Source organism: Methylosinus sp. LW4, assembly GCF_000379125.1.
In the GTDB taxonomy this organism is placed as follows: Bacteria; Pseudomonadota; Alphaproteobacteria; order Rhizobiales; family Beijerinckiaceae; genus Methylosinus.
In genome coordinates this window covers 2,490,142-2,510,478 of the sequence record NZ_KB900626.1, presented here as the reverse complement: position 1 = coordinate 2,510,478, position 20,337 = coordinate 2,490,142, and the positions used below count along the sequence as shown (strand labels likewise).

Below are 20,337 nucleotides of genomic sequence, written 5' to 3'. Positions count from 1 at the left end.
CGCATGCCGGTCGCGAGGCGGAGCGCGCCGAAGCGTCGGCGGTCGATCTGTCGAGGGTTTTCATGCGCGTTTCCAAAAGTTCTGCCGCTTCCGATATTTGCCGAAGGCGCGTTAACGAATTGCTCTATCTCGGCCATTGGCCGGCCGTCGCGGCGCGACAATTCGACCGCCGCGCCCCGCGACGCTCTTGCGCTTTTGCCACTCGCGCCCCAAAGGACTAATCTCGAGCAAAAGGCCGGGGTTCGCGGCCTTCCTCCACACTGGAGCCGGCAAGATGACCAGCGCCTCTCTCGCTCTCGCCGAACGTTCGGCGCCGCGTTACACGAGCTATCCCACCGCCCCGCATTTCTCTGCGGATATCGGGCCAGAGCAGGCCGCGCGCTGGCTGGCCGAGCTCCCGTCGCAGTCCAATCTGTCGCTCTATCTGCATGTTCCTTTCTGTCCGGCGATCTGCACCTATTGCGGCTGCCACACCAAGGCGCTGCGCCAGGACGCGCCGCTGACCTCCTATAAGGAGACTCTGCTGCGCGAGATCGAGCTGGTCGCGGCCTCGACGCCGGCGCGCCATGTGCGCTCGATCCATTGGGGCGGCGGCACGCCGAGCATGCTCGGCCCCTCGCGCTTTCGCGAGGTGGCGCATGTGCTCGGCGAGCAGTTCGACATCGCCCGCGACGTCGAGCATGCGATCGAGCTCGATCCGCGTCTCGTCGACGCCGCGCTCGCCGACGCGCTGGTCGCCTCCGGCGTCAATCGCGTGTCGCTCGGCGTGCAGGATTTCAACAGCCATGTGCAGAAGGCCGCCGGCCGCGAGCAGCCTTATGAGGTGGTGGAGCGCTGCGTCTCGCTGCTGCGCGCCGCCGGGCTCGAGGCGATCAACTTCGATCTGATGTACGGCCTGCCGGAGCAGAGCGTCGAGGATGTGATCCGCACAGCGAAGCTCGCCGTGGGACTGTCGCCGAGCCGCCTCGCAGTGTTCGGCTATGCGCATGTGCCGTGGTTCGCGGTCCATCAAAAGCTGATCGATCAGGCCGCGCTCGCCGGCGCCAATGAGCGCCTCGCGCAGGCGGAGGCGGTGCGCGCGACGCTGGAAGCCGCCGGCTTCGAGACCATCGGCCTCGATCATTTCGCGCGGCCGCAGGACACGATGGCGCAGGCCGCGCGCGAAGGCCGATTGCATCGCAATTTCCAAGGCTACACGACCGACGCGGCCGATGCGCTCATCGGACTCGGCGTCTCCTCCATCGGCCGGCTGCCGCAGGGCTATGTGGGCAATATCGGCGACACCGGCAATTGGCGCCGTTCCGTCGAGGCGGAGCGCCTGCCCATCTCGCGCGGTCTCGCCTTCACCGCGGAAGACATCGCCCGCGGCGCCGTGATCGAGCGGCTGATGTGTGATTTCTCAGTGGATTTCGGCGCGATCGCCGCGGCGCATGATTTTCGCGAGGACGCATTCGACGACGCCGTGCCACGCCTTGCGACGTTGCGCGACGAAGGCCTCGTCGCGCTCGACGGACGTCGTCTCACGATCGCGCCGCGCGGCCGTCCATTCGCGCGTCTCGCCGCAGCCGCCTTCGACGCCTATCTCGAAGCGAAGGCCGCTCGGCACTCTATCGCTGTGTAGGCGGCGCACCGATCGCCGAACGAAAAAAAACGGCTGCGAGCGATGCGCGCGACGCATCGACTCGTCGCCATCGCTTGTGATATTACCGATATGTTTCTTATCCCCGGCTCAATTTCGTTCGGCCCTGGGCCGGCATTGACAAAGCGACCGTAACCTCGAATTGTCTCAATATGAAATAAGTACTATCGCCTAGGCGATTCCCCCAGCTTTCTTTGCGTCACGTCACGAGACCGCGCGAGCGTCGTCGCGTCTATCATTCCGAGGAATCAGCATAATGCTCGCATCGCCGCTCGTTCTGGTCGGAGCCGACAAGGGCGGAGTCGGCAAGACGACGGTCACGCGGCTGCTGATCGATTTTCTGCAGATGGCGAACCGCGCGGTGCGAGTCTATGACACGCAGGCGCCGACCGGCGCGCTGAAGCGCTTCTATCCCGATATCGCGCAGATCATCGACATTCGCGACGTGCGCCATCAGGCGCGTCTCGTCGAGAGCCTCACCGAACACAACGCCGTCACCATCGTCGACATAAAGGCGGGACAGCTCACGCGCACGCTGCGCTTCATGGAGGATGTCGGCCTGCTCGACGCCTCCGCGCGCGGCGAGGCGCGCGTGATGGTGCTGCATCTCATCGGCGCTTCGGTCGCCTCGCTCTCCGAGATCGAGGAGGTCGAGCCCTTCAAGAGCAAATGCGAGTATCGCATCGTCAAGAACTTCATCAACGCCTCCAACTTTTTTCAAGAGAACGCCCACTTCTCCGAACGCTATCTCGGCGAGAGCGATGCGAGCCGCGAGATCGTCGTGCCGCGTCTCGATCCGCTCGCCTATGAGGCGGTGGAGCTTACCGGGCTGCCATTTTCCGCTTTCGTGTTCGACGAGCCTGCGCGCAACGCCGAAAATCGTCCGCGCTCCTTCGTGCTGCGCGGCTATGTGCGCACATGGCTCGAACGATCATGGACCAATTTCGAGGCCGCGGGGCTACGCAGCTATGTCGCTCCCGTTTCCGAGAAAATCTAATTCCAAGAAGCCGGTAAACGGCGCAACGCAAGGAGACCACCGTGATGAAAGACTTCCGACCTGAAGAAAAGAATGTCGTCTATATCGGAGAAGGTGTGACGCTGACCGGCTCCGTCAAGGCGCAGGACACGATCGTCGTCGACGGCGCCGTCGATGGCGAGATTTCATGCAGCCAGCTGATCGTCGGCCCGTCGGGCGTCGTCAATGGCGCGATCTCCGTTTCCGACGCGGACATTTATGGCCGCATCGGCACGGACATCACCATCAAGCAGCTGCTGATCGTGCGCTCCACCGGCCGCGTCGAAGGCAAGTGGATCTATGGCGAGATCGAGGTCGAGAAGGGCGGCGTGCTGTTCGGCACGGCGGAATCGACCGAAATCCGCTCCGAGCGCAAGCCCGTGAACGCCAAGGACGACAAGGCCTCCTTCAAGAGCTTCGAGAAGCCCGCGCTGGTCGCCTCCAATGACGCCGACGCCGACGCCGCGCCCGTCACCAGCATCTCGTCGCGCGCGCTGCGCGATCGCCGCAAGGCCTGACGTTCGGAGCCGCGAGGCTCGGGACAAAATGGCTCAGGGCAAAGCCGCGCGCAACAGCTTGCCGTTGCGATTGCGCGGCAGCGAATCGAGAAAAGCGATCTGTCGCGGCCGCTTATAGGCCGCGAGATGATCCGCGCAATGGGCGAGGATATCCTCCTCGCCCAGCGTCGCGCCATCGCGCAAGATCACATAGGCTTTGATGATCGTCTGATCGTCGCGGCCCGGACGCTCCGCGACAGCGGCGTCGGCGATGAGCGGATGCGCCAGCAGGCATTTCTCTACTTCCGCCGGCGAGACGCGATAGCCGAGCGCGTTCATCACCTCATCGGCGCGGCCGTGGTGCCACATATAGCCGTCGGCGTCGAACTCGACGAGATCGCCGGAGACGAACCAGTCGCCGCGAAAGGCTTCTCTCTCTTCATCCGGCCGATTCCAATAGCGCAGCATCAAGCCCGGCTCGTCGCGGCGCACGGCGAGCACGCCGGTCTCGCCGCGGCCGAGCGGCTCGGCGCCATCCTCGCGCGGCAGAGCGGCGACGAAGCGCCCCGGCTGCGGGCGGCCCGGCGAGCCCGGCCGCACCGGCACGCTCGGCGCGCTGGAAATGAAGGTCGAAATCTCGCTCATGCCGAAGGCCTCATAGAGCTCGGTCTTGGCGCGCGCGCGCCATTCCTCGAGCAGGCTCGGCGACAGAGCGGCGCCGGCGGTGAGTCCATGCCGCAGGCTCGAGAGATCATGCGTCTCCAGCGCTGCATATTTGAGAATCTGGCGATAGACGCCGGGCACAGCGGCGAAGATGGTCGCGCGATGGCGCGCGATGAGTCGCGGCCAGACTTGCGGATCGGGACGGCCGTTGTAGAGCACCGCCGCGGCGCCATTGGCGAGCGGATCGACCACGCCGACGCCGAGCGTATAAGTCCAGTTCATCGCGCCGGCGTGCAGCATCACATCGTCGGCTGTGAGCCCCTGCCAATGCGAATACATGGGCCGCCGCGCCCAGGCGGCGCGATGCGCATGCAGCACGCCCTTGGGCCGGCTCGTCGTGCCGGAGGTGTAGACGAGATAGGCGGGATCGTCGGCCGCGGTGTCGGCGTAATCGTCCAGCGGCGCGCCTTTCGTCAGCCGCGCGAGATCCTCGCCGCGCAAGACGAAGACGCCGGCGCGCGAATGCGCTTCGCCCTCGAAATCACGGCCGAGCACCAGCGCGGTCGCGCCGCAATCTTCCAGCAGGAAGGAGGCCTCCTCGAAAGTGAGCTGCGAGGAGGCGAGCAGCGCGACATAGCCGGCGGCGATGGCGGCGAAATAGGAGAGGACCGCGCCCGCCTCATTGCCCATGCGAATCATCACCCGCGCGCCGGGCGAAAGGCCGAGATCGCGAAAGCCGGCGGCGAGCGTGCGCACGTCGCGATCGAGCGCGCCATAGGTCCAGCTCGTCTCGCTCTCGTCGCCGACGATGACGATCGCCGTCTTGTCGGGATGAATGCGCGCGTGATCGGCGATGCAATAGCGGGCGAGATTGAAGCGGGCGGGAACGGGCTCGATCATGTGCTCACTAGACTCTCGAGAGCGCGCGCCCGTCAGTCGAACAGGCTCGACACGCTCTCCTCGCGCGCCGTGCGGGCGATGGCCTCGCCGATCAGCGGACCGATCGGGATGAAGCGGATGTTGCGCGCGCCCTGCACGGCGGGCGTCGCCGCGATCGTGTCGGTCAGCACCAGCTCTTTCAGCTTGGAGGCGGCGACGCGCTCGGCCGCCGCGCCGGAGAGCACGCCATGGGTGATATAGGCGGAGACCGAGGTCGCGCCCTGCGCCAGCAGCGCCTCGGCGGCGTTGCACAGAGTGCCGCCCGAATCGACGATATCGTCGACGAGAATGCAATTGCGGCCGGTGACGTCGCCGATGATGTTCATCACCTCCGATTCGCCGGCGCGCTCGCGGCGCTTGTCGACAATGGCCAGCGGCGCGTCGATGCGCTTGGCGAGAGCGCGGGCGCGCACCACGCCGCCCGTGTCCGGCGAGACGACCATGGCGTTGGGCACTTTGGCGTGCGATTTTATGTCCGCCACCATGACCGGCGCCGCGAAGAGATTGTCGGTCGGAATGTCGAAGAAGCCCTGAATCTGCCCGGCGTGGAGATCGACGGTCAGCACGCGGTCGGCGCCCGCGCGGGTGATGAGATTGGCGACGAGCTTGGCCGAGATCGGCGTGCGCGAGGTGCCTTTGCGGTCCTGCCGCGCATAGCCGAAATAGGGGATGACCGCAGTGATGCGGCGCGCCGACGCGCGGCGCAGCGCGTCGATCATGATGAGCAGCTCCATCAGATGATCGTTCGACGGCGCGGAGGTCGACTGGACGACGAAAGTGTCCTGTCCGCGCACATTCTCCTGAATCTCGACGAAGACCTCCATATCGGCGAAGCGCCGCACCTGCGCCCGGCACAAAGGCACGTTGACATAGGCTGCGATCGTCTCGGCGAGCGCGCGATTAGAGTTGCCTGCGAGAATTTTCATCGCCGCCATCGATACGCCTCGACCCTCACCAGTGACACGGCGGCCTCTTAGCAGCGATGCGGCCGTCGGACAATACGGCAGCAATATGACACTGCTCTCTCGTCACGCCTCGCCGCGGCGGCAGACGATCTTGAGATACTCCTGCCCCTCGCGTGGCGCGAGCGTCGTGCGGGCGATCGTCGCCTGTCCGAGGAAGCCGCATTGCGCCTGGCTCGCCGCCTTCGGCCCCAGCACGACGTCTATCGCCGTCTCCGGGCGGCAATCGCTCGGCGAGAGCTTCAGCGAGCAGACGAGGATCATCACCGAATAGAGCATAGGCTTTCTCCCGCGCTCGAGGTCAAATCTCCGAGCTCGCCGTCCCCGCTCTCGCGGGGGCCGGCCGCAACCTTTCCGATGATGAAGCTAGGGCATGTTCCATGCCACTGCGATGAGATAAAAGCGACGGAGCCGCCTTCTTTCCGCTCTGAGACAAAAACTTGCGACCCTGAGACAAAAATGTCACAACTGCAGTCCTCGGCCCAGCTCTCGACGCCCTTCGTCGCCCCCACGCGCGCACGCCTCGCCGGCAGGTTGACGACACTCGTCCCGCTCGCGGCGGCCCATGCCGACGATCTCTATGCGGCGACGCATGAGCAGCCCCGCGCCGAGGAGCGCGAGGCGCTGTGGCGCTATCTCTTCATCGGCCCTTTCCCCGACCGCGCCGCCTTCCGCGCCGCCGTCGAGAGAATGGAGGCCGCGACCGACGCCGTCTGGTTCGCCGCGCTCGACGGCGACGGCCGCGCTGTCGGCTTCCAATCCTATATGAACATCGAGCCGGCCAATCGAGCCGTCGAAGTGGGCGGCGTGCTCTATTCCCCGACTCTGCAGCGCAGCGCCGCGGCGACCGAGGCGCAATATTTATTCGCCGCCCACGCCTTCGAGACGCTCGGCTGCCGCCGCTATGTTTGGAAATGCGACAACGCCAATGAGAAATCCAAGGCGGCGGCGCTACGGCTCGGCTTCTCGCCGGAAGGGCTCTTCCGCCAGCATATGATCGTCAAGGGCCGCAATCGCGACACCGCCTGGTTTTCCATGCTGGACAGCGAATGGCCGGCGCGCCGAGCCGCCTTCGAGGCTTTTCTCGAACCCGGCAATTTCGACGCCTCGGGCCGCCAGAAAACGCCGCTTTCGGCCTTGAACGGGCAGGCCCGCGCGGCAGATAGGGACTGACGGCGGCGCGGCCGAGCCAGGCTCGGACGGATTGCCTCGCCGAACGGATGATGGTTTACAATGAATTGCGAGACGTTCGCGCGGATTTGAAGTTTCCGCCGGCGGTTCTCGCGCAACGCTCTTCGGACGGTCCAAAGACAATGACGACGGCCGGCGCCAGCCTACTCAACAGCCTCGATCTGCCCAAGCCGCCGGGCGAGACGCGCGTCGTCGTGGCCATGTCCGGCGGCGTCGACTCCAGCGTGGTCGCCGCTCTGCTGCGCGAGGAAGGCTATGACGTCGTGGGCGTCACGCTGCAGCTCTACGATCATGGCGAGGCCACGCATCGCAAGGGCGCCTGCTGCGCCGGCCAGGACATTCAAGACGCGCGCCAGGTGGCGGCGCGGCTCGGCATTCCGCATTACGTGCTCGACTATGAGAGCCGCTTCCGCGAGACCGTCATCGACAATTTCGCGCAGAGCTACGCCAGCGGCGAGACGCCGGTCCCCTGCGTCGCCTGCAATCAATTCGTGAAATTCGTCGATCTTTTCGAGACCGCCAAGGACCTTGGCGCCGACGCGCTCGCCACCGGCCATTACATCGCCTCGCGCGAGGACGGCTCCGGCGGCCGCGCGCTCTATCGCGCCTTCGACGCCGCGCGCGATCAGAGCTATTTTCTCTTCGCCACGACGCGCGCGCAGCTCGATATGCTGCGCTTTCCGCTCGGCGAGTACGCCAAATCCGAGGTGCGCGATCTGGCCCGGCGCTTCGGCCTCGACATCGCCGAGAAGCCGGACAGCCAGGACATTTGCTTCGTTCCGAGCGGCCATTACACCGATCTGGTCGAGCGCCTGTCGCCCGGCGCCGCTGTGCCCGGCGACATCGTCCATGTCGATGGGCGCGTGCTCGGCCGCCATGCCGGCGTCATCCATTACACCATCGGCCAGCGGCGCGGCCTCGGCCTCGGCGCCGCCGTCTCCGGCCGCGCGGCCGAGCCGCTCTTCGTGGTGCGGCTCGACGCCGCCAAGGCGCAGGTCGTCGTCGGCCCCCGCGAGGCGCTGGAGACGCGCCGAATCGCCCTGCGCGACGTGAATTGGATCGGCGCGGGCGATCTTTCGGCTCTGCCGGCCGAGGGCCTGCCGATCTCCGCGCGCGTGCGCTCCACCCGTCCGCCGACGCCGGCGCTGCTGCGGCCGCTGCCGGGCGGCGGAGCGGAGGTCGTTTTCGAGACCGGCGAGTTCGGCGTCTCGCCGGGCCAGGCTTGCGTCTTCTATGAGCGCGACGACACGCGCGGCCGCGTGCTCGGCGGCGGCTTCATCGCGCATGCCGAGGCGGAGCCCCCCGCGCCGGAGCCGGCGCTCGAGCTCGATCGGAGTGCGTGATGAGCGATGCGCGTGGCGTTTCCGGGTTCAGCTTTTTCGAGCGCGGCCTCGATCGCCAGGCGATAGAGGCCGCCTACGCCCGCTGGGCGCCCGTCTATGATCTCGTCTTCTCCCATATGCTCGGCCCGGGCCGGCGCGCCGTGGCGACCATCGCCTCGCGCGCCGATGGGCGCATATTGGACGTCGGGGTCGGCACTGGCCTCGAGCTGCCCATGTTCCGCGACAGAGCGCGGGTCGTCGGCGTCGATCTCTCCGAGCACATGCTGCAGCGCGCCTCCGCCCGCGTCGCTCGCGAGGGGCTGAAGAATGTCGCCGGCCTCGCCCGCATGGACGCGAGCCGCCTCGCCTTCTGCGACGCCAGCTTCGCCTGCGTGGTTGCGCCCTATCTGCTGACCGTGGTGCCGGACCCGGAGGAGACGCTGGACGAGCTCGCGCGGGTGGTGCGGCCGGGCGGCGAGATCGTGCTAGTCAATCATGTCAGCTCGCCGGATTGGCCGATGTCGGCGCTGGAGCAGCTCATCGGCGAGAGCTTTTCCGTGACGCTCGGATGGCGCCCGCAATTTCCCTGGTCGATCGTCGGCGATTGGATCGACTCGCGCACCGACATGCGCCTCACCGAGCGCCGCGTGCTGCCGCCCTTCGGCCTGTTCACGCTGACGCGCATCGAACGGCTCGCCCGCTGGGGCGAGCATTCCCGCCGGCCTTATGACGAGCATCGTCGGCCCGTCGAGCACGCTTGAGCGGTCACGCCAGCTCGAGGCGCAAGCGCCGGCCGACGACCTTCGCCTCACGCGCCAGAGTGTCGAGCGTGGCGCTGTCGTTCTTCGGATCGAGCAGCCGGTCGATCTGAGCGCGGCTCGTCTCCATCATCTCGGCCATCCGCATTTTGGCGATTCCTTATCTTCTTCATTTCGGCGGCGAACTGCGCGGCGATCACTTCCTCGATCGCCGCGGCCGAGACTTCCTCCTTCGCGCGCCAGACCGGCGGCTTCTCGACGCTGTGGCCGTCGAGACTATCGAGCGACGCTCTTCCTTCGTTCGCCGCCGCGAATCCGACTATAGTCGGATTCGCGGCGCTCAAGTTACAAGGCGGCCCGACGAAGCCGGGTCGGACGAGGGCGCGCTGCGAATGGCGGCGAAAATGACAAATGACTCGCATAGGGTCGTGAGCCCTCATCCACCCCCGCTTCGCGGGGCCACCTTCTCCCACGAGTGGGAGAAGGTGCGCGCGTTCTGCGAGAGTCCGGCTCGTCACATCGAGGGAAGCTCATGACATTCGGCGCGCAGAACGAGACGGTTCGCTTTCTCATGGCGCAGGGCGAGGATGCGCAGACCATCGTCACGCACATCTCGATCGTCGTGCTGACGAAAGAGCGCGTCTATAAGCTCAAGCGCGACGTCGTCTTTCCCTATCTCGATTTTCACACGCCGCAAATTCGCCTCGCAATGTGCGAGCGCGAATATGCGCTCAATCGCCGCACGGCGCCGCAGCTCTATCTCTCCGCGCGTCGCATCACCCGTGGCGACGACGGCGCTCTCTCATTCGACGGCGATGGCGCGCTCATCGACGCCGTGGTCGAGATGCGACGCTTCGAGGAAGACAATCTGCTCGATAATCTCGCGCTCGCCGGCCGTCTCTCTGCGCCGCTGATCGAGCGCCTCGCCGAGCGCATCGCGCAATTTCACGATGGCGCGGAAGTGATCGAAGGGCGCGGCGGCGCTTCGGCGATGGCCTCGCTGCTCGATCTCGGCGACGCGAGCTCGCTCGCCAAATCGTCGGTCGTCTCGGCGCAGGAGCGTCGCGCGCTGGCCGATGAGCTGCGCGCTGCGGCGCAGACGCATGGCGCGCTGCTCGATCGTCGGCGCGACGCCGGCAAGGTGCGGCGCTGCCATGGCGATCTCACGCTGCGCAATATCTGCCTCGTCGACGGCGAGCCGACGCCTTTCGATTGCATCGAATTTTCCGACGCGCTGGCGACGGTCGATGTGCTCTACGATCTCGCCTTTCTGCTGATGGATCTGCGCCGGCGCGGGCTGGATGCGCTCGCCGCTTTCGCGCTCAATCGCTATCTCGATCATCGCGACGAGGCGGAGGGGCTGCCGCTGCTGCCCTTCTTCATGGCGCTGCGCGCCGCGATCCGCGCCGATGTCGCCGCCGCGCGCGCGCTGGACGCCGACGCCGATCACGCCGCGCTGAATGCGGAGACGCGCGATTATTTCGATCTCGCGCGCGCGCTGCTGAGTCCCGCGACGCCGCGCGTCGTCGCGATCGGCGGGCTCAGCGGCTCCGGCAAGTCCAGCGTCGCGGCGGCTTTGGCGCCGCTCGTCGGCGCCGCGCCGGGCGCGCGAACGCTCAATAGCGATCGGCTGCGCAAGAAGCTGTTCGGCGTCGCGCCGACCGCGCCGCTGCCGCAGGAGGCCTATACGGCGGCGGTCTCCGCCGAGATCTATGAGGCGATGCAGAATGAGGCGTCGCGCGTCGCCTCTTTCGGCTGGTGCGTCATCGTCGACGCCGTTTATGCGCGCGAGAGCGAGCGTGACGCGCTGGAAGCGGCGGAGAAGCGTGCGGGCGTTGCTTTCGCGGGATTTTGGCTCGAAGCCGATGGGCCGCTTCGTGTCTCGCGCGTCGGCGCGCGCAAGGGCGATGTGTCGGACGCGACGCAGGAGATAGCGGCGCGGCAGCGCAATTACGATCTCGGCGAAATGCGATGGACGCGCATCGACGCTGTGCGCGAGGTGGGCGTCATCGCGCAGGAGATCGCCGCGCGACTGCCTCTCTTGCAGCCCTCTCCCGCTTTGCAGGAGAGGGAGTAGGCCTCACGGAATCAGCACCGCCGCGCCCTGCAGACGCCCGTCCCGCAAATCCGCGAGCGCTTCATTGGCTGCGGTGAGCGGATAGCGCACGACATGCGTGTCGATTCCAACCTGTGGCGCGAGCGCCAGAAATTCGCGTGCGTCCTCGCGCGTGAGATTGGCGACGGAGACGAGACGACGCTCCTCCCACAGCCGCGCATAGGGAAAAGCGGGAATGTCGCTCATGTGAATGCCGCCGCAGACGACGGTCCCACCCTTGCGCACTGCGGCGAGCGCGCGCGGAACCAGCGCGCCGACAGGCGCGAAGATGATGGCGGCGTCGAGCTTTTCCGGCGGCGCCTCGTCGGAGCCGCCGGCCCAGACGGCGCCGAGCGAGAGCGCGAATTCACGCGCCGCCACATCGCCGGGGCGCACGAAGGCGAAGATGCGCTGTCCTCGCGCGATCGCGACTTGCGCGATGATATGCGCCGCGGCGCCGAAGCCGTAAATGCCGATGTCGCGCGCCTCGCCCGCCATCTTCAGCGCGCGCCAGCCGATGAGGCCGGCGCAGAGCAGCGGCGCAAGAGCCGCGGCATCGCCATCGGACGGCAGAGGGAAGCAATAGGAGGCGTCGGCGACCGTATGCGTGGCGTAGCCGCCGTCGCGCGTATAGCCGGTGAAGAGCGGATCGTCGCAGAGATTTTCGCGGCCGCTAGAGCAATAGGGGCAGCAGCCGCAAGTGTGGCCGAGCCAGGGGACGCCGACGCGTTCTCCAACAGAAAAGCCCGTGACGCCCGCGCCGATCGCCGCCACGCGGCCGACGATCTCATGGCCGGGAACGATCGGCAGCCTCGGATGCTCGAGCTCGCCGTCGACGACATGGAGATCGGTGCGGCAGACGCCGCAGGCCTCGACAGCGAGCAGCAATTCGCCGGAGCCGGGGCGGGGCAGGGGGCGGCGCTCGACTGCGAGCGGCGTTCCCGGCCGCCGCAGGACCATGGCGGTCATGTCCGTCATGCGATCCTCTTAGAGAAGAACATGCGGCTGTGGCCGGGCGGAAAGTCGGCGATCTCGCCGAAGCGCGTGAAGCCGAAACGCTCATAGAGCGCCGCCGCGCGTGGATCGAAGCTGTCGATGTAGAGGCCGAGGCAGGCGCGCGCGCGGGCTTCGGACTCGGCGCGGCGCAGCAGAGCGGTCCCGAGCCCCATGCCGCGACTCTCCGGCGCGACCCATAAGTGCCTTATGTAGAGCCAACGCCAATGCGAGACGCCGTTGAGCCCGCCGATCAGCGCGCCTTTCTCGTCATGGGCGATGGTGGAGAAGGGCGCCTCGTCGCGCGGGCGGAAGCGCGCGGCGATCTCGCCGCCGAGCGCCGCCGCGACGGCCGGGCTCTCGCGGGCGAGATCGTGGAAGACGACGGCGAGCGTCTCCGCGGCGGGCATGGTTTCTGCCAGCGGTTTGTCGGCAGGCGGTTTCTCGGCAGGCAGTTTCTCGGGAGGAGCTTTTTCGATCATGGACCATCTCCCGCAAAGGCGCGCCGCGGCTTTATTCTGGGCGCTCGCCGTAATTCTCGCAATCGTCCCGGCGGCTCGGGGGCGGGAGGCGGCGCGCCGCCTCGTGGATTATCGGCCTGTCTTTCTCGAATGCCATGGGCCGGAGGGCGAGAAGCGTCTCGCCATTCGCCGCATGCGGCTCGATGGCGAGACGGTCGTGCTGACGGTCGATCCGGCGACGCTGGAGACGCGCCTCGAGACGGAGAGCGTCTGGCGCTGCCTCGAGACGACCGAGGCGGAGCAGAAGGACACGCGCTTTTTGCACGCCTTGCGGCCGCGGCCGGGCGACCCCGACGAGCCGCGCCTCGCCGCCGCCGGGCGAAGCCTGTCGATCAGCGCTGGCCTCGCTCATGGGGCGGGAGCGGGCTCCTTTCTGACCGGCGATCTCTGTCCGAGCCGCCGCCCGCTCGACCGCGAATTTCTGCGCCGATTGGCCGAGCGGACCCCCGGCGCGCCGGTCGCGTTGTCCGTGTCGGGGCTGTGGATCGAGCGCCATGGCGCGGATTTCGACTGGCTGATGGGCGAGGCGGCGAATGGGGCGCTGCGAATCGACTGGGTCGGCCATTCCTACAGCCACCCTTATGTTCCCCGCCTCGCCGATGCGCAGAATTATCTGCTGCGGCCGGGCGTCGATCTCGACTCCGAGATTTTCCGGGTGGAGCGGCTGCTGATCGAGCGCGGCGCGACGCCCTCGGTGTTTTTTCGCTTTCCCGGCCTCGTCGCCGATGCGGGGCTGATGGAGGAGCTGCGCCGCCGCCATCTCATCGCGCTCGGCGCGGACGCCTGGCTGGTGCTGTCGCCGCCGCCGCGGGACGGCTCCATCGTGCTGGTGCATCCCAATGGCAATGAGCCGGCGGGGCTGCGCTTGTTCTCGAGACTGCTGGATCAGGGCCGTTTGCCGCAGCCGTTCCGGCGGATAGAGGAGGCGCCGGAGTGAGCGCGTTTTGCAAAGCCTCTCGCGCTTTGTCATAATCATCGGCGAGGAGACATGCCATGCCCAGCAACCTTTCGCTCGAGCGGGACCTGGAGAGCGCTATCGATCTTCTGGTGTCGAGCGGCCGCTATCGTTCCAAGAGCGAGGTGATCCGCGAAGGCGTCCGGCTGCTTCAAGAGCGCGAAGACCGGATGGCGAAGCTGGACGCCGCGTTGCAGCGCGGCCTCGCCGACGTGCGAGCCGGTCGCACGCATTCCGCCGACGAGGTTTTCGCCGAGCTTCGCGCCCGCTATGGCGGCCGAGCGGCTCCTCGCCAGGAATGAAGCTCGTCTTCTCGGCCGAGGCCCGCGCCGATCTTCTCCACATCGGCGATTTTATCGCGCGCGATAACCCTACGCGTGCGTTTACCTTCGTCGAAGAGCTCGAAGCGCGCTGCCGCGCATTGCCGGCGACGCCTCTGGCCTATCCTCTTCTCCCCGGACGAGAAGCGAGCGGCATTCGCCGCTTGGTCCATGGCAATTATTTGATTTTCTACCAAGTCTTGGACGAGACGGTGTTCGTCCTGCATGTCCTCTGGGGCGCCAGGGACTATGAGTCGTTGCTGTTTCCGAAGCGCTGATCCCGCCCTCTCGGGTAAGCTTCCCCTTACATTGACAAGGGTTCGGCCGCCTCTTATCTCTCGCCCGTCGTCGCGCCGCAGCCGTGAGCGCGAGCGCGCGGCCGCGCCCGCCGACCTTTCGAAAAGAAATTGGCAAATCGAAAGGAACATGTGCGAAAAGGCGGCCTCCGCCGGCTCATCGCCGGAGGCTCATCTAGAAAGGTTTGCGCATGCTCGGCGCTCTCGCCAAGAAGATTTTCGGCTCGGCCAACGACCGCCGGCTCAAGACCTATCAGCCGAAGGTCAAGGCGATCAACGCTTTGGAGCCCGAGCTCGCGGCTTTGTCCGATGAGGCGCTGCGTGGGCGCACCGCCGAGTTCCGCGAAAAGCTCGCCAATGGCGCGCGACTCGACGATCTGCTGGTCCCGGCCTTCGCCACTGTCCGCGAGGCGGCCAAGCGCGTGCTCGGCCAGAGGCATTTCGACGTCCAGCTGATCGGCGGCATGGTCCTGCACGAGGGCGCCATCGCCGAGATGCGCACCGGCGAGGGCAAGACGCTGGTCGCGACGCTCGCCGTCTATCTCAACGCGCTGCCCGGCCGCGGCGTTCATGTCGTCACCGTCAACGACTATCTCGCCCGCCGCGACGCCGAATGGATGGGCCGGGTCTATCGCTTCCTCGGCCTCAGCGTCGGCGTCATCGTCCATGATATTTCCGACGAGGACCGCGCCGAAGCCTACGCCAGCGACATCACCTATGGCACCAACAACGAGTTCGGCTTCGATTATCTGCGCGACAATATGAAGTATGAGCTGGCGCAGATGGTGCAGCGCCCGCATGTCTACGCCATCGTCGACGAGGTGGATTCGATCCTCATCGACGAGGCGCGCACGCCGCTCATCATCTCCGGCCATTCGGACGACAAATCCGATCTCTACAACGCCATCGACAAGCTGATCCCCAAGCTCGACAAGGAAGATTACGAGCTCGACGAGAAGCAGCGCACCGTCAATCTGACGGAGGCCGGCAATGAGCATATGGAGGAGCTGCTGGCCGAGGCCGGCGTGCTCGCCGACGGCGCGCTCTACGAGGCGCAGAACGTCACGCTCGTTCACCACGTCAATCAGGGCTTGCGCGCGCACAAGCTGTTTCAGCGCGACAAGGATTACATCGTCCGCAAGGGCGAGGTCGTCATCATCGACGAGTTCACTGGCCGCATGATGCCGGGCCGGCGCTATTCGGAAGGGCTGCATCAGGCGCTCGAGGCCAAGGAGCGCCAGACCGTCCAGCCGGAGAACGTGACCCTCGCCTCCATCACCTTCCAGAATTATTTCCGCCTCTATGAGAAGCTCGCCGGCATGACCGGCACGGCCTCGACGGAGGCCGACGAGTTCGCCGAGATCTACAAGCTCGACGTGGTCGAGATTCCGACCAATCGCCCGGTGCAGCGCATCGACGAGGACGACGAGGTCTATCGCACCGGCCGCGAGAAGCTCGACGCCATCGCGAGCGAGATCGAGGCGGCGAACGCCAAGATGCAGCCGCTGCTCGTCGGCACGACGTCGATCGAGAAATCCGAGCAGCTCGCCGAATTCCTGCTCTCCAAGGGCTATAAGCAGATCGACTTCTCCGAGCCGGCGAAGGCGCTCGCCAAGCTCTATGAGGCGGCGCGCAGCGGCCAGCCGTCGCGGCAGTTCGCCGTGCTCAATGCGCGCTTCCACGAGCAGGAGGCCTATATCGTCGCCGAGGCCGGCGTGCCGGGCGCGATCACCATCGCCACCAATATGGCCGGCCGCGGCACCGACATTCAGCTCGGCGGCAATATAGAGATGCGCGTCTCGCAGGAATGCGCCGGGCTCGAGGGCGCCGCCCGCGAGGCGAAGGAGGCCGAGATTCGCGCCGAGATCGCCGATTTCAAGGAGAAGGCGCTCACCGCCGGCGGCCTCTACATCATCGGCACGGAGCGTCACGAGAGCCGCCGCATCGACAATCAGCTGCGCGGCCGCTCGGGCCGTCAGGGCGATCCCGGCCGCTCGAAATTCTTCCTGTCGCTGCAGGACGATCTCATGCGCATCTTCGGCTCCGAGCGCATGGAGTCGATGCTGGTGAAGCTCGGCCTGCAGGAGGGCGAGGCGATCGTCCATCCCTGGATCAACAAGGCGCTGGAGAAGGCGCAGCACAAGGTCGAGGCGCGCAACTTCGACATTCGCAAGAACATCCTCAAGTTCGACAATGTCATGAACGACCAGCGCAAGGTGATCTTCGAGCGCCGGCGCGAGATCATGGCGGAGGAGAGCGTCGAGGAGACGGTGAACGAGATGCGCGAGGACGTGGTCGTCGAGCTCGTCGCCAAGCATATTCCGCATGACGCCTACGCCGAGGCCTGGGACGTCGAAGGCCTCTCCGAGGCGGCGCGCGCGCAGCTCAATCTCGATCTGCCGATCGAGGATTGGGCGAAGGAAGAAGGCATCGCCGACGAGGAGATCAAGGAGCGCCTGCTCGCCGCGGCGAACCAGTCCTACGCCGAGCGCGTCGAGCGCAACACCGAGCAGCTCTCGCGCATGATCGAGAAGCAGGTGGTGCTGCAGGCGCTCGATCATCTGTGGCGCGACCATCTCGTCGTGCTCGACCATCTTCGTCAGGTGATCGGCTGGCGCGGCCTGGCGCAGCGCGATCCGCTCAACGAATACAAGTCCGAGGCGCTGGAGCTGTTCCGCAGCCTGATGACGCATTGGGACGAGACCGTCACCTCGCAGCTGATGCGCGTCGAGGTCTCCTTCGAGGCGCCGCCGGCTCCGGCCGAATTGCCGCCCATGGAATATGTGCATCCCGACCCCAACGCCGCGGGCGGCGGCGGAGACGCGCTCGCCGAGCTCAACGCCCGGCTCGCCGCCGCAGATTTTTCGTCGCAGGCGACGAGCGGCGGCGCGGCGGAGGCCGAGGCCGCGCGCGATCCCGCCAATCCCGCGACCTGGGGCAAGGTCGGCCGCAACGAGGCCTGCCCTTGCGGCTCGGGCAAGAAGTTCAAGCACTGCCACGGCGCATTGGTGTGAGAAACGCGACGGGCGTGGCGAGCGGCGTTTCTCACGCTCGCTCGTCGCCGCTCGTCACTCACGACTGACGACTCTCTCTCGGAGCATTCCTCGTGTCGAAGATCGATTTCTCCAAGGTCCTCATCGCGCAAGGCGGCGGACCGACCGCCGTCATCAATCAGTCTCTCGTCGGCGCCGTGCTCGAGTCGCGCAAGTTCCGCGTGGTGGATCGCATCTATGGCGCCTATCATGGCGTGCGCGGAATCGTGAATGAGGATTTCGTCGATCTGACGCAGGAGACGACGCATAATCTCGAGATGGTCGCCTGCACGCCCTCCTCGGCGCTGGGCTCGACGCGCGACAAGCCCGATCTCAAATATTGCCACGAGATATTCGAGGTGCTGCGCGCGCATGAGATCGGCTGCTTTTTCTATATCGGCGGAAACGACAGCTCCGACACGGTGCGCATCGTTTCCGAGGAGGCGATCAAGGCCGATTATCCGCTGCGCGTCGTCCATATTCCGAAGACGATCGACAATGATCTGATGATCAACGACCACACGCCCGGCTTTCCCTCCGCGGCGCGCTGGGTCGCGCAGGCCTTCGCCGGCGCCAATCTCGACAATTGGGCGCTGCCCGGCGTCTATATCGCCGTGGTCATGGGCCGCCATGCCGGCTTTCTCACAGCGGCTTCCGCGCTCGGCAAGAAATTCCCGGACGACGGACCGCATCTCATCTATGTGCCCGAGCGCGCCTTCGACACGGAGCGTTTTCTCGCCGACGTCAAAGCGACGATGGATAAATATGGGCGTTGCGTCGTCGCGGTATCCGAAGGAATCTCCGACGAGAACCATACGCCGATCGCGGTCAAGCTCGCCGAGCAGGTGGAGAAGGACGCGCATGGCAATGTGCATCTGGGCGGCGGCGCTCTCGCCGATATGCTGACCGAGCTCGTCAAGACGAAGCTCGGCTTGAAGCGCGTGCGCGCAGACACTTTCGGCTATGTGCAGCGCAGCTTCGTCGGCTGCGTCTCCGATGTCGATCAGCGCGAGGCGCGCGAGGTGGGCGAGAAGGCGGTGCAGTTCGCGCTATGGGGCGATCGCGACGGCTCCGTGACGATTCACCGCACGGGATTCTACTCTGTGGATTATCGGCTCACGCCGCTCGTGGAGGTCGCCGGCAAGACCAAGGTGATGCCGGCGGAGTTTCTGACAGCGGATGGCACGGATGTCACTGACGCCTTCCGGCTTTATCTGCGTCCTCTGCTCGGCTCGGGAATGCCGGATGCGTACAGGCTCCGCTTGAATCCTGTCGCCAAAAAACTGAGAACGTAACGTCTCGAGACCGTCGCACATTCGGCGACGCCCTGGGTCAAGAGCTTGATTTCCAGGGAATTTACTCTTTAGAAGGGGGAGGCGCCGAGAAAAGGCGCAGGCCCTCTTCCCAAGGCGCGATTCTTGCTTGATTTATATGCGGGCGTCGTGGTTGCATTGCGGGCCGGGACTTATAGACTGGCATCCGCGGTAGACGCCGGAGGCTGGGGGACGGGGGGAGAGCGGCGGGGCGAGCCTGCTTGCACCTTTTGTTAGGCCCTCGCTGATATCGAGTGAGGTTGGTTCGATTCGCCACAGCGGGCCGATCGGTCAGGAGACGAGACATGAGCAAGGTCGGCAGCAGCGATTCGAAGAACACGCTCTACTGCTCATTTTGTGGCAAGAGCCAGCATGAGGTGCGCAAGCTCATCGCGGGCCCGACGGTTTTCATCTGCGACGAATGCGTCGAGCTGTGCATGGACATCATCCGCGAGGAGAACAAGTCCATCGTCAAGCAGCGCGACGGCATTCCGACGCCGCGCGAGATCTGCAAGGTTCTCGACGATTATGTGATCGGTCAGGCGCAGGCCAAGCGCGTGCTGTCGGTCGCCGTGCATAATCACTACAAGCGACTCAATCACGCCGCCAAGCATGGCGACGTCGAGCTGGCGAAATCCAACATTTTGCTCATCGGCCCGACGGGCGTCGGCAAGACGATGCTGGCGCAGACGCTGGCGCGCATCCTCGATGTGCCTTTCACTATGGCCGACGCCACGACGCTCACCGAGGCGGGCTATGTCGGCGAGGATGTCGAGAACATCATCCTCAAGCTGCTGCAGGCCTCCGACTACAATGTCGAGCGCGCGCAGCGCGGCATCGTCTATGTCGACGAGATCGACAAGATCTCGCGCAAATCCGACAATCCGTCGATCACGCGCGATGTGTCGGGCGAGGGCGTGCAGCAGGCGCTGCTGAAGATCATGGAAGGCACCATCGCCTCCGTGCCGCCGCAGGGCGGGCGCAAGCATCCGCAGCAGGAGTTTCTGCAGGTCGACACGACCAACATTCTCTTCATCTGCGGCGGCGCCTTCGCCGGCCTCGAGAAGATCATCTCCTCGCGCGGCCGTGGCACCTCCATCGGCTTCGGCGCCAATGTCCAGGCGCCGGACGAGCGCCGCACCGGCGATATTTTCCGCCATGTGCAGCCGGAGGATCTGCTCAAGTTCGGCCTCATCCCGGAGTTCGTCGGCCGTCTGCCGGTGATCGCCACGCTCGAGGATCTCGACGAGGAGGCGCTGAAGCGCATCCTCACCGAGCCGAAGAATGCGCTGGTCAAGCAGTATCAGCGGCTGTTCGAGATGGAGAGCACCGAGCTCACCTTCCAGGACGAGGCGCTCTCTTCCGTCGCCCGCAAGGCGATCGAGCGCCACACCGGCGCGCGCGGCCTGCGCTCCATCATGGAGGGCATTCTGCTCGACACCATGTTCGAGCTGCCGGGCCTCGAGGGCGTGGAGCAGGTCGTCATCGGCCCCGAGGTCGTCGAGGGCAAGGCGCGTCCGCTCTACATTTACGCCGAGCGTAACGAAAAGAGCGGCGGCGCCAGCGCCTGACGCTTTTTTAGGCGCGGGAGCGCGACTTCTTTCGCAGCTCCCGCCCTTTCTGCCGCATGCGTCTGTTTTTCCAGTATCTTGAATCGTTCTGCCGCTAGGCCCATTTGTTGCGTAATCGCCTTCGACGCCGTTCGCGTGTGAGCGGGTCTCTCGAAAGGCGGATTTCCGCCGGATTGTCGGGCCTGGAACTTGCTAGCGTCCCTTTAACGTCAGAAGCGTCCCTTTGCGTCAGAGCGTCGCCTCGCCCCGCCTCCT

19 protein-coding genes are annotated in these 20,337 nt (G+C 65.9%); 13 read left to right on the top strand and 6 right to left on the bottom strand.

Annotated elements, in window-relative coordinates:
- Positions 1 to 274 precede the first annotated feature (274 nt).
- The 3 genes from hemN to METLW4_RS26540 all read left to right on the top strand — a co-directional run bounded on the left by hemN (position 275) and on the right by METLW4_RS26540 (position 3,172).
- The gene (gene hemN, locus METLW4_RS0112595; protein WP_018266574.1) at positions 275 to 1,621 is read left to right on the top strand and encodes an oxygen-independent coproporphyrinogen III oxidase; all 1,347 of its coding nucleotides are present in this window, start codon (positions 275 to 277) and stop codon (positions 1,619 to 1,621) included.
- A gap of 274 nt (positions 1,622 to 1,895) precedes the next feature.
- Positions 1,896 to 2,636: an ATP-binding protein gene (locus tag METLW4_RS0112590; protein ID WP_018266573.1), complete on the top strand. Its 741-nt coding sequence runs from the start codon at positions 1,896 to 1,898 to the stop codon at positions 2,634 to 2,636.
- A 44-nt stretch (positions 2,637 to 2,680) separates the two neighbouring features.
- Entirely contained in the window at positions 2,681 to 3,172 is a 492-nt protein-coding gene (locus METLW4_RS26540) for a bactofilin family protein (RefSeq protein WP_018266572.1), read from the top strand.
- A gap of 33 nt (positions 3,173 to 3,205) precedes the next feature.
- On the opposite strand, the gene METLW4_RS0112580 is transcribed toward METLW4_RS26540, so the two are convergent.
- From METLW4_RS0112580 to METLW4_RS0112570, 3 genes are all read right to left on the bottom strand, one after another.
- Complete coding sequence (locus METLW4_RS0112580) at positions 3,206 to 4,714, bottom strand: acyl-CoA synthetase (protein ID WP_018266571.1); 1,509 nt, start codon at positions 4,712 to 4,714, stop codon at positions 3,206 to 3,208.
- Positions 4,715 to 4,746: 32 nt separating this feature from the next.
- Entirely contained in the window at positions 4,747 to 5,688 is a 942-nt protein-coding gene (locus METLW4_RS0112575) for a ribose-phosphate pyrophosphokinase (RefSeq protein WP_018266570.1), read from the bottom strand.
- A gap of 93 nt (positions 5,689 to 5,781) precedes the next feature.
- Positions 5,782 to 5,994, bottom strand: a complete 213-nt coding sequence (locus tag METLW4_RS0112570; protein ID WP_018266569.1) for a hypothetical protein — start codon at positions 5,992 to 5,994, stop codon at positions 5,782 to 5,784.
- Positions 5,995 to 6,174: 180 nt separating this feature from the next.
- On the opposite strand from METLW4_RS0112570, the gene METLW4_RS0112565 reads away from it, so the two are divergent.
- The 3 genes from METLW4_RS0112565 to METLW4_RS0112555 all read left to right on the top strand — a co-directional run bounded on the left by METLW4_RS0112565 (position 6,175) and on the right by METLW4_RS0112555 (position 8,989).
- Positions 6,175 to 6,888, top strand: a complete 714-nt coding sequence (locus METLW4_RS0112565) for a GNAT family N-acetyltransferase (protein ID WP_018266568.1) — start codon at positions 6,175 to 6,177, stop codon at positions 6,886 to 6,888.
- Between the two features lie 140 nt (positions 6,889 to 7,028).
- Positions 7,029 to 8,249, top strand: a complete 1,221-nt coding sequence (mnmA, locus tag METLW4_RS0112560) for a tRNA 2-thiouridine(34) synthase MnmA (protein WP_051079674.1) — start codon at positions 7,029 to 7,031, stop codon at positions 8,247 to 8,249.
- Complete coding sequence (locus tag METLW4_RS0112555) at positions 8,249 to 8,989, top strand: class I SAM-dependent methyltransferase (protein WP_018266566.1); 741 nt, start codon at positions 8,249 to 8,251, stop codon at positions 8,987 to 8,989. The genes mnmA and METLW4_RS0112555 overlap by 1 nt, the downstream gene beginning before the upstream one ends.
- Before the next feature lie 4 nt (positions 8,990 to 8,993).
- Here METLW4_RS0112555 and METLW4_RS28550 read toward each other — a convergent pair whose 3' ends face one another.
- Positions 8,994 to 9,134, bottom strand: coding sequence for a hypothetical protein (locus METLW4_RS28550; protein ID WP_245258448.1), 141 nt, complete (start codon positions 9,132 to 9,134; stop codon positions 8,994 to 8,996).
- A gap of 384 nt (positions 9,135 to 9,518) precedes the next feature.
- Here METLW4_RS28550 and METLW4_RS0112545 point away from each other — a divergent pair, with 384 nt between their 5' ends.
- Positions 9,519 to 11,063, top strand: coding sequence for a bifunctional aminoglycoside phosphotransferase/ATP-binding protein (locus tag METLW4_RS0112545; protein ID WP_018266564.1), 1,545 nt, complete (start codon positions 9,519 to 9,521; stop codon positions 11,061 to 11,063).
- Positions 11,064 to 11,066: 3 nt separating this feature from the next.
- On the opposite strand, the gene METLW4_RS0112540 is transcribed toward METLW4_RS0112545, so the two are convergent.
- Positions 11,067 to 12,050, bottom strand: a complete 984-nt coding sequence (locus METLW4_RS0112540) for a zinc-dependent alcohol dehydrogenase family protein (protein ID WP_371212330.1) — start codon at positions 12,048 to 12,050, stop codon at positions 11,067 to 11,069.
- A gap of 5 nt (positions 12,051 to 12,055) precedes the next feature.
- Entirely contained in the window at positions 12,056 to 12,484 is a 429-nt protein-coding gene (locus METLW4_RS0112535; protein WP_018266562.1) for a GNAT family N-acetyltransferase, read from the bottom strand.
- Positions 12,485 to 12,554: 70 nt separating this feature from the next.
- On the opposite strand from METLW4_RS0112535, the gene METLW4_RS0112530 reads away from it, so the two are divergent.
- The 6 genes from METLW4_RS0112530 to clpX all read left to right on the top strand — a co-directional run bounded on the left by METLW4_RS0112530 (position 12,555) and on the right by clpX (position 20,082).
- A complete protein-coding gene (locus tag METLW4_RS0112530; protein WP_018266561.1) occupies positions 12,555 to 13,532 on the top strand; it encodes a polysaccharide deacetylase family protein in 978 nt (325 codons plus the stop codon).
- Positions 13,533 to 13,588: 56 nt separating this feature from the next.
- A complete protein-coding gene (locus METLW4_RS0112525; RefSeq protein ID WP_018266560.1) occupies positions 13,589 to 13,852 on the top strand; it encodes a type II toxin-antitoxin system ParD family antitoxin in 264 nt (87 codons plus the stop codon).
- Positions 13,849 to 14,148, top strand: a complete 300-nt coding sequence (locus METLW4_RS0112520) for a type II toxin-antitoxin system RelE/ParE family toxin (RefSeq protein WP_018266559.1) — start codon at positions 13,849 to 13,851, stop codon at positions 14,146 to 14,148. The genes METLW4_RS0112525 and METLW4_RS0112520 overlap by 4 nt, the downstream gene beginning before the upstream one ends.
- Positions 14,149 to 14,357: 209 nt before the next feature.
- A complete protein-coding gene (gene secA / locus METLW4_RS0112515; RefSeq protein WP_018266558.1) occupies positions 14,358 to 17,180 on the top strand; it encodes a preprotein translocase subunit SecA in 2,823 nt (940 codons plus the stop codon).
- 92 nt (positions 17,181 to 17,272) lie between these two features.
- The gene (locus METLW4_RS0112510; protein ID WP_018266557.1) at positions 17,273 to 18,493 is read left to right on the top strand and encodes a 6-phosphofructokinase; all 1,221 of its coding nucleotides are present in this window, start codon (positions 17,273 to 17,275) and stop codon (positions 18,491 to 18,493) included.
- Positions 18,494 to 18,816: 323 nt separating this feature from the next.
- Positions 18,817 to 20,082 (top strand): ATP-dependent Clp protease ATP-binding subunit ClpX, encoded by a 1,266-nt coding sequence (gene clpX, locus METLW4_RS0112505; protein ID WP_018266556.1) that lies wholly within the window; start codon positions 18,817 to 18,819, stop codon positions 20,080 to 20,082.
- Positions 20,083 to 20,337 lie beyond the last annotated feature (255 nt).

Bases quoted from the DNA above. Each gene is read 5' to 3' on its own strand.
- hemN (WP_018266574.1), top strand. From the start codon at position 275: ATGACCAGCGCCTCTCTCGCTCTCGCCGAACGTTCGGCGCCGCGTTAC.
- METLW4_RS0112590 (WP_018266573.1), top strand. From the start codon at position 1,896: ATGCTCGCATCGCCGCTCGTTCTGGTCGGAGCCGACAAGGGCGGAGTC.
- METLW4_RS26540 (WP_018266572.1), top strand. From the start codon at position 2,681: ATGAAAGACTTCCGACCTGAAGAAAAGAATGTCGTCTATATCGGAGAA.
- METLW4_RS0112580 (WP_018266571.1), bottom strand. From the start codon at position 4,714: ATGATCGAGCCCGTTCCCGCCCGCTTCAATCTCGCCCGCTATTGCATC.
- METLW4_RS0112575 (WP_018266570.1), bottom strand. From the start codon at position 5,688: ATGGCGGCGATGAAAATTCTCGCAGGCAACTCTAATCGCGCGCTCGCC.
- METLW4_RS0112570 (WP_018266569.1), bottom strand. From the start codon at position 5,994: ATGCTCTATTCGGTGATGATCCTCGTCTGCTCGCTGAAGCTCTCGCCG.
- METLW4_RS0112565 (WP_018266568.1), top strand. From the start codon at position 6,175: ATGTCACAACTGCAGTCCTCGGCCCAGCTCTCGACGCCCTTCGTCGCC.
- mnmA (WP_051079674.1), top strand. From the start codon at position 7,029: ATGACGACGGCCGGCGCCAGCCTACTCAACAGCCTCGATCTGCCCAAG.
- METLW4_RS0112555 (WP_018266566.1), top strand. From the start codon at position 8,249: ATGAGCGATGCGCGTGGCGTTTCCGGGTTCAGCTTTTTCGAGCGCGGC.
- METLW4_RS28550 (WP_245258448.1), bottom strand. From the start codon at position 9,134: ATGCGGATGGCCGAGATGATGGAGACGAGCCGCGCTCAGATCGACCGG.
- METLW4_RS0112545 (WP_018266564.1), top strand. From the start codon at position 9,519: ATGACATTCGGCGCGCAGAACGAGACGGTTCGCTTTCTCATGGCGCAG.
- METLW4_RS0112540 (WP_371212330.1), bottom strand. From the start codon at position 12,050: ATGACCGCCATGGTCCTGCGGCGGCCGGGAACGCCGCTCGCAGTCGAG.
- METLW4_RS0112535 (WP_018266562.1), bottom strand. From the start codon at position 12,484: ATGCCCGCCGCGGAGACGCTCGCCGTCGTCTTCCACGATCTCGCCCGC.
- METLW4_RS0112530 (WP_018266561.1), top strand. From the start codon at position 12,555: ATGGACCATCTCCCGCAAAGGCGCGCCGCGGCTTTATTCTGGGCGCTC.
- METLW4_RS0112525 (WP_018266560.1), top strand. From the start codon at position 13,589: ATGCCCAGCAACCTTTCGCTCGAGCGGGACCTGGAGAGCGCTATCGAT.
- METLW4_RS0112520 (WP_018266559.1), top strand. From the start codon at position 13,849: ATGAAGCTCGTCTTCTCGGCCGAGGCCCGCGCCGATCTTCTCCACATC.
- secA (WP_018266558.1), top strand. From the start codon at position 14,358: ATGCTCGGCGCTCTCGCCAAGAAGATTTTCGGCTCGGCCAACGACCGC.
- clpX (WP_018266556.1), top strand. From the start codon at position 18,817: ATGAGCAAGGTCGGCAGCAGCGATTCGAAGAACACGCTCTACTGCTCA.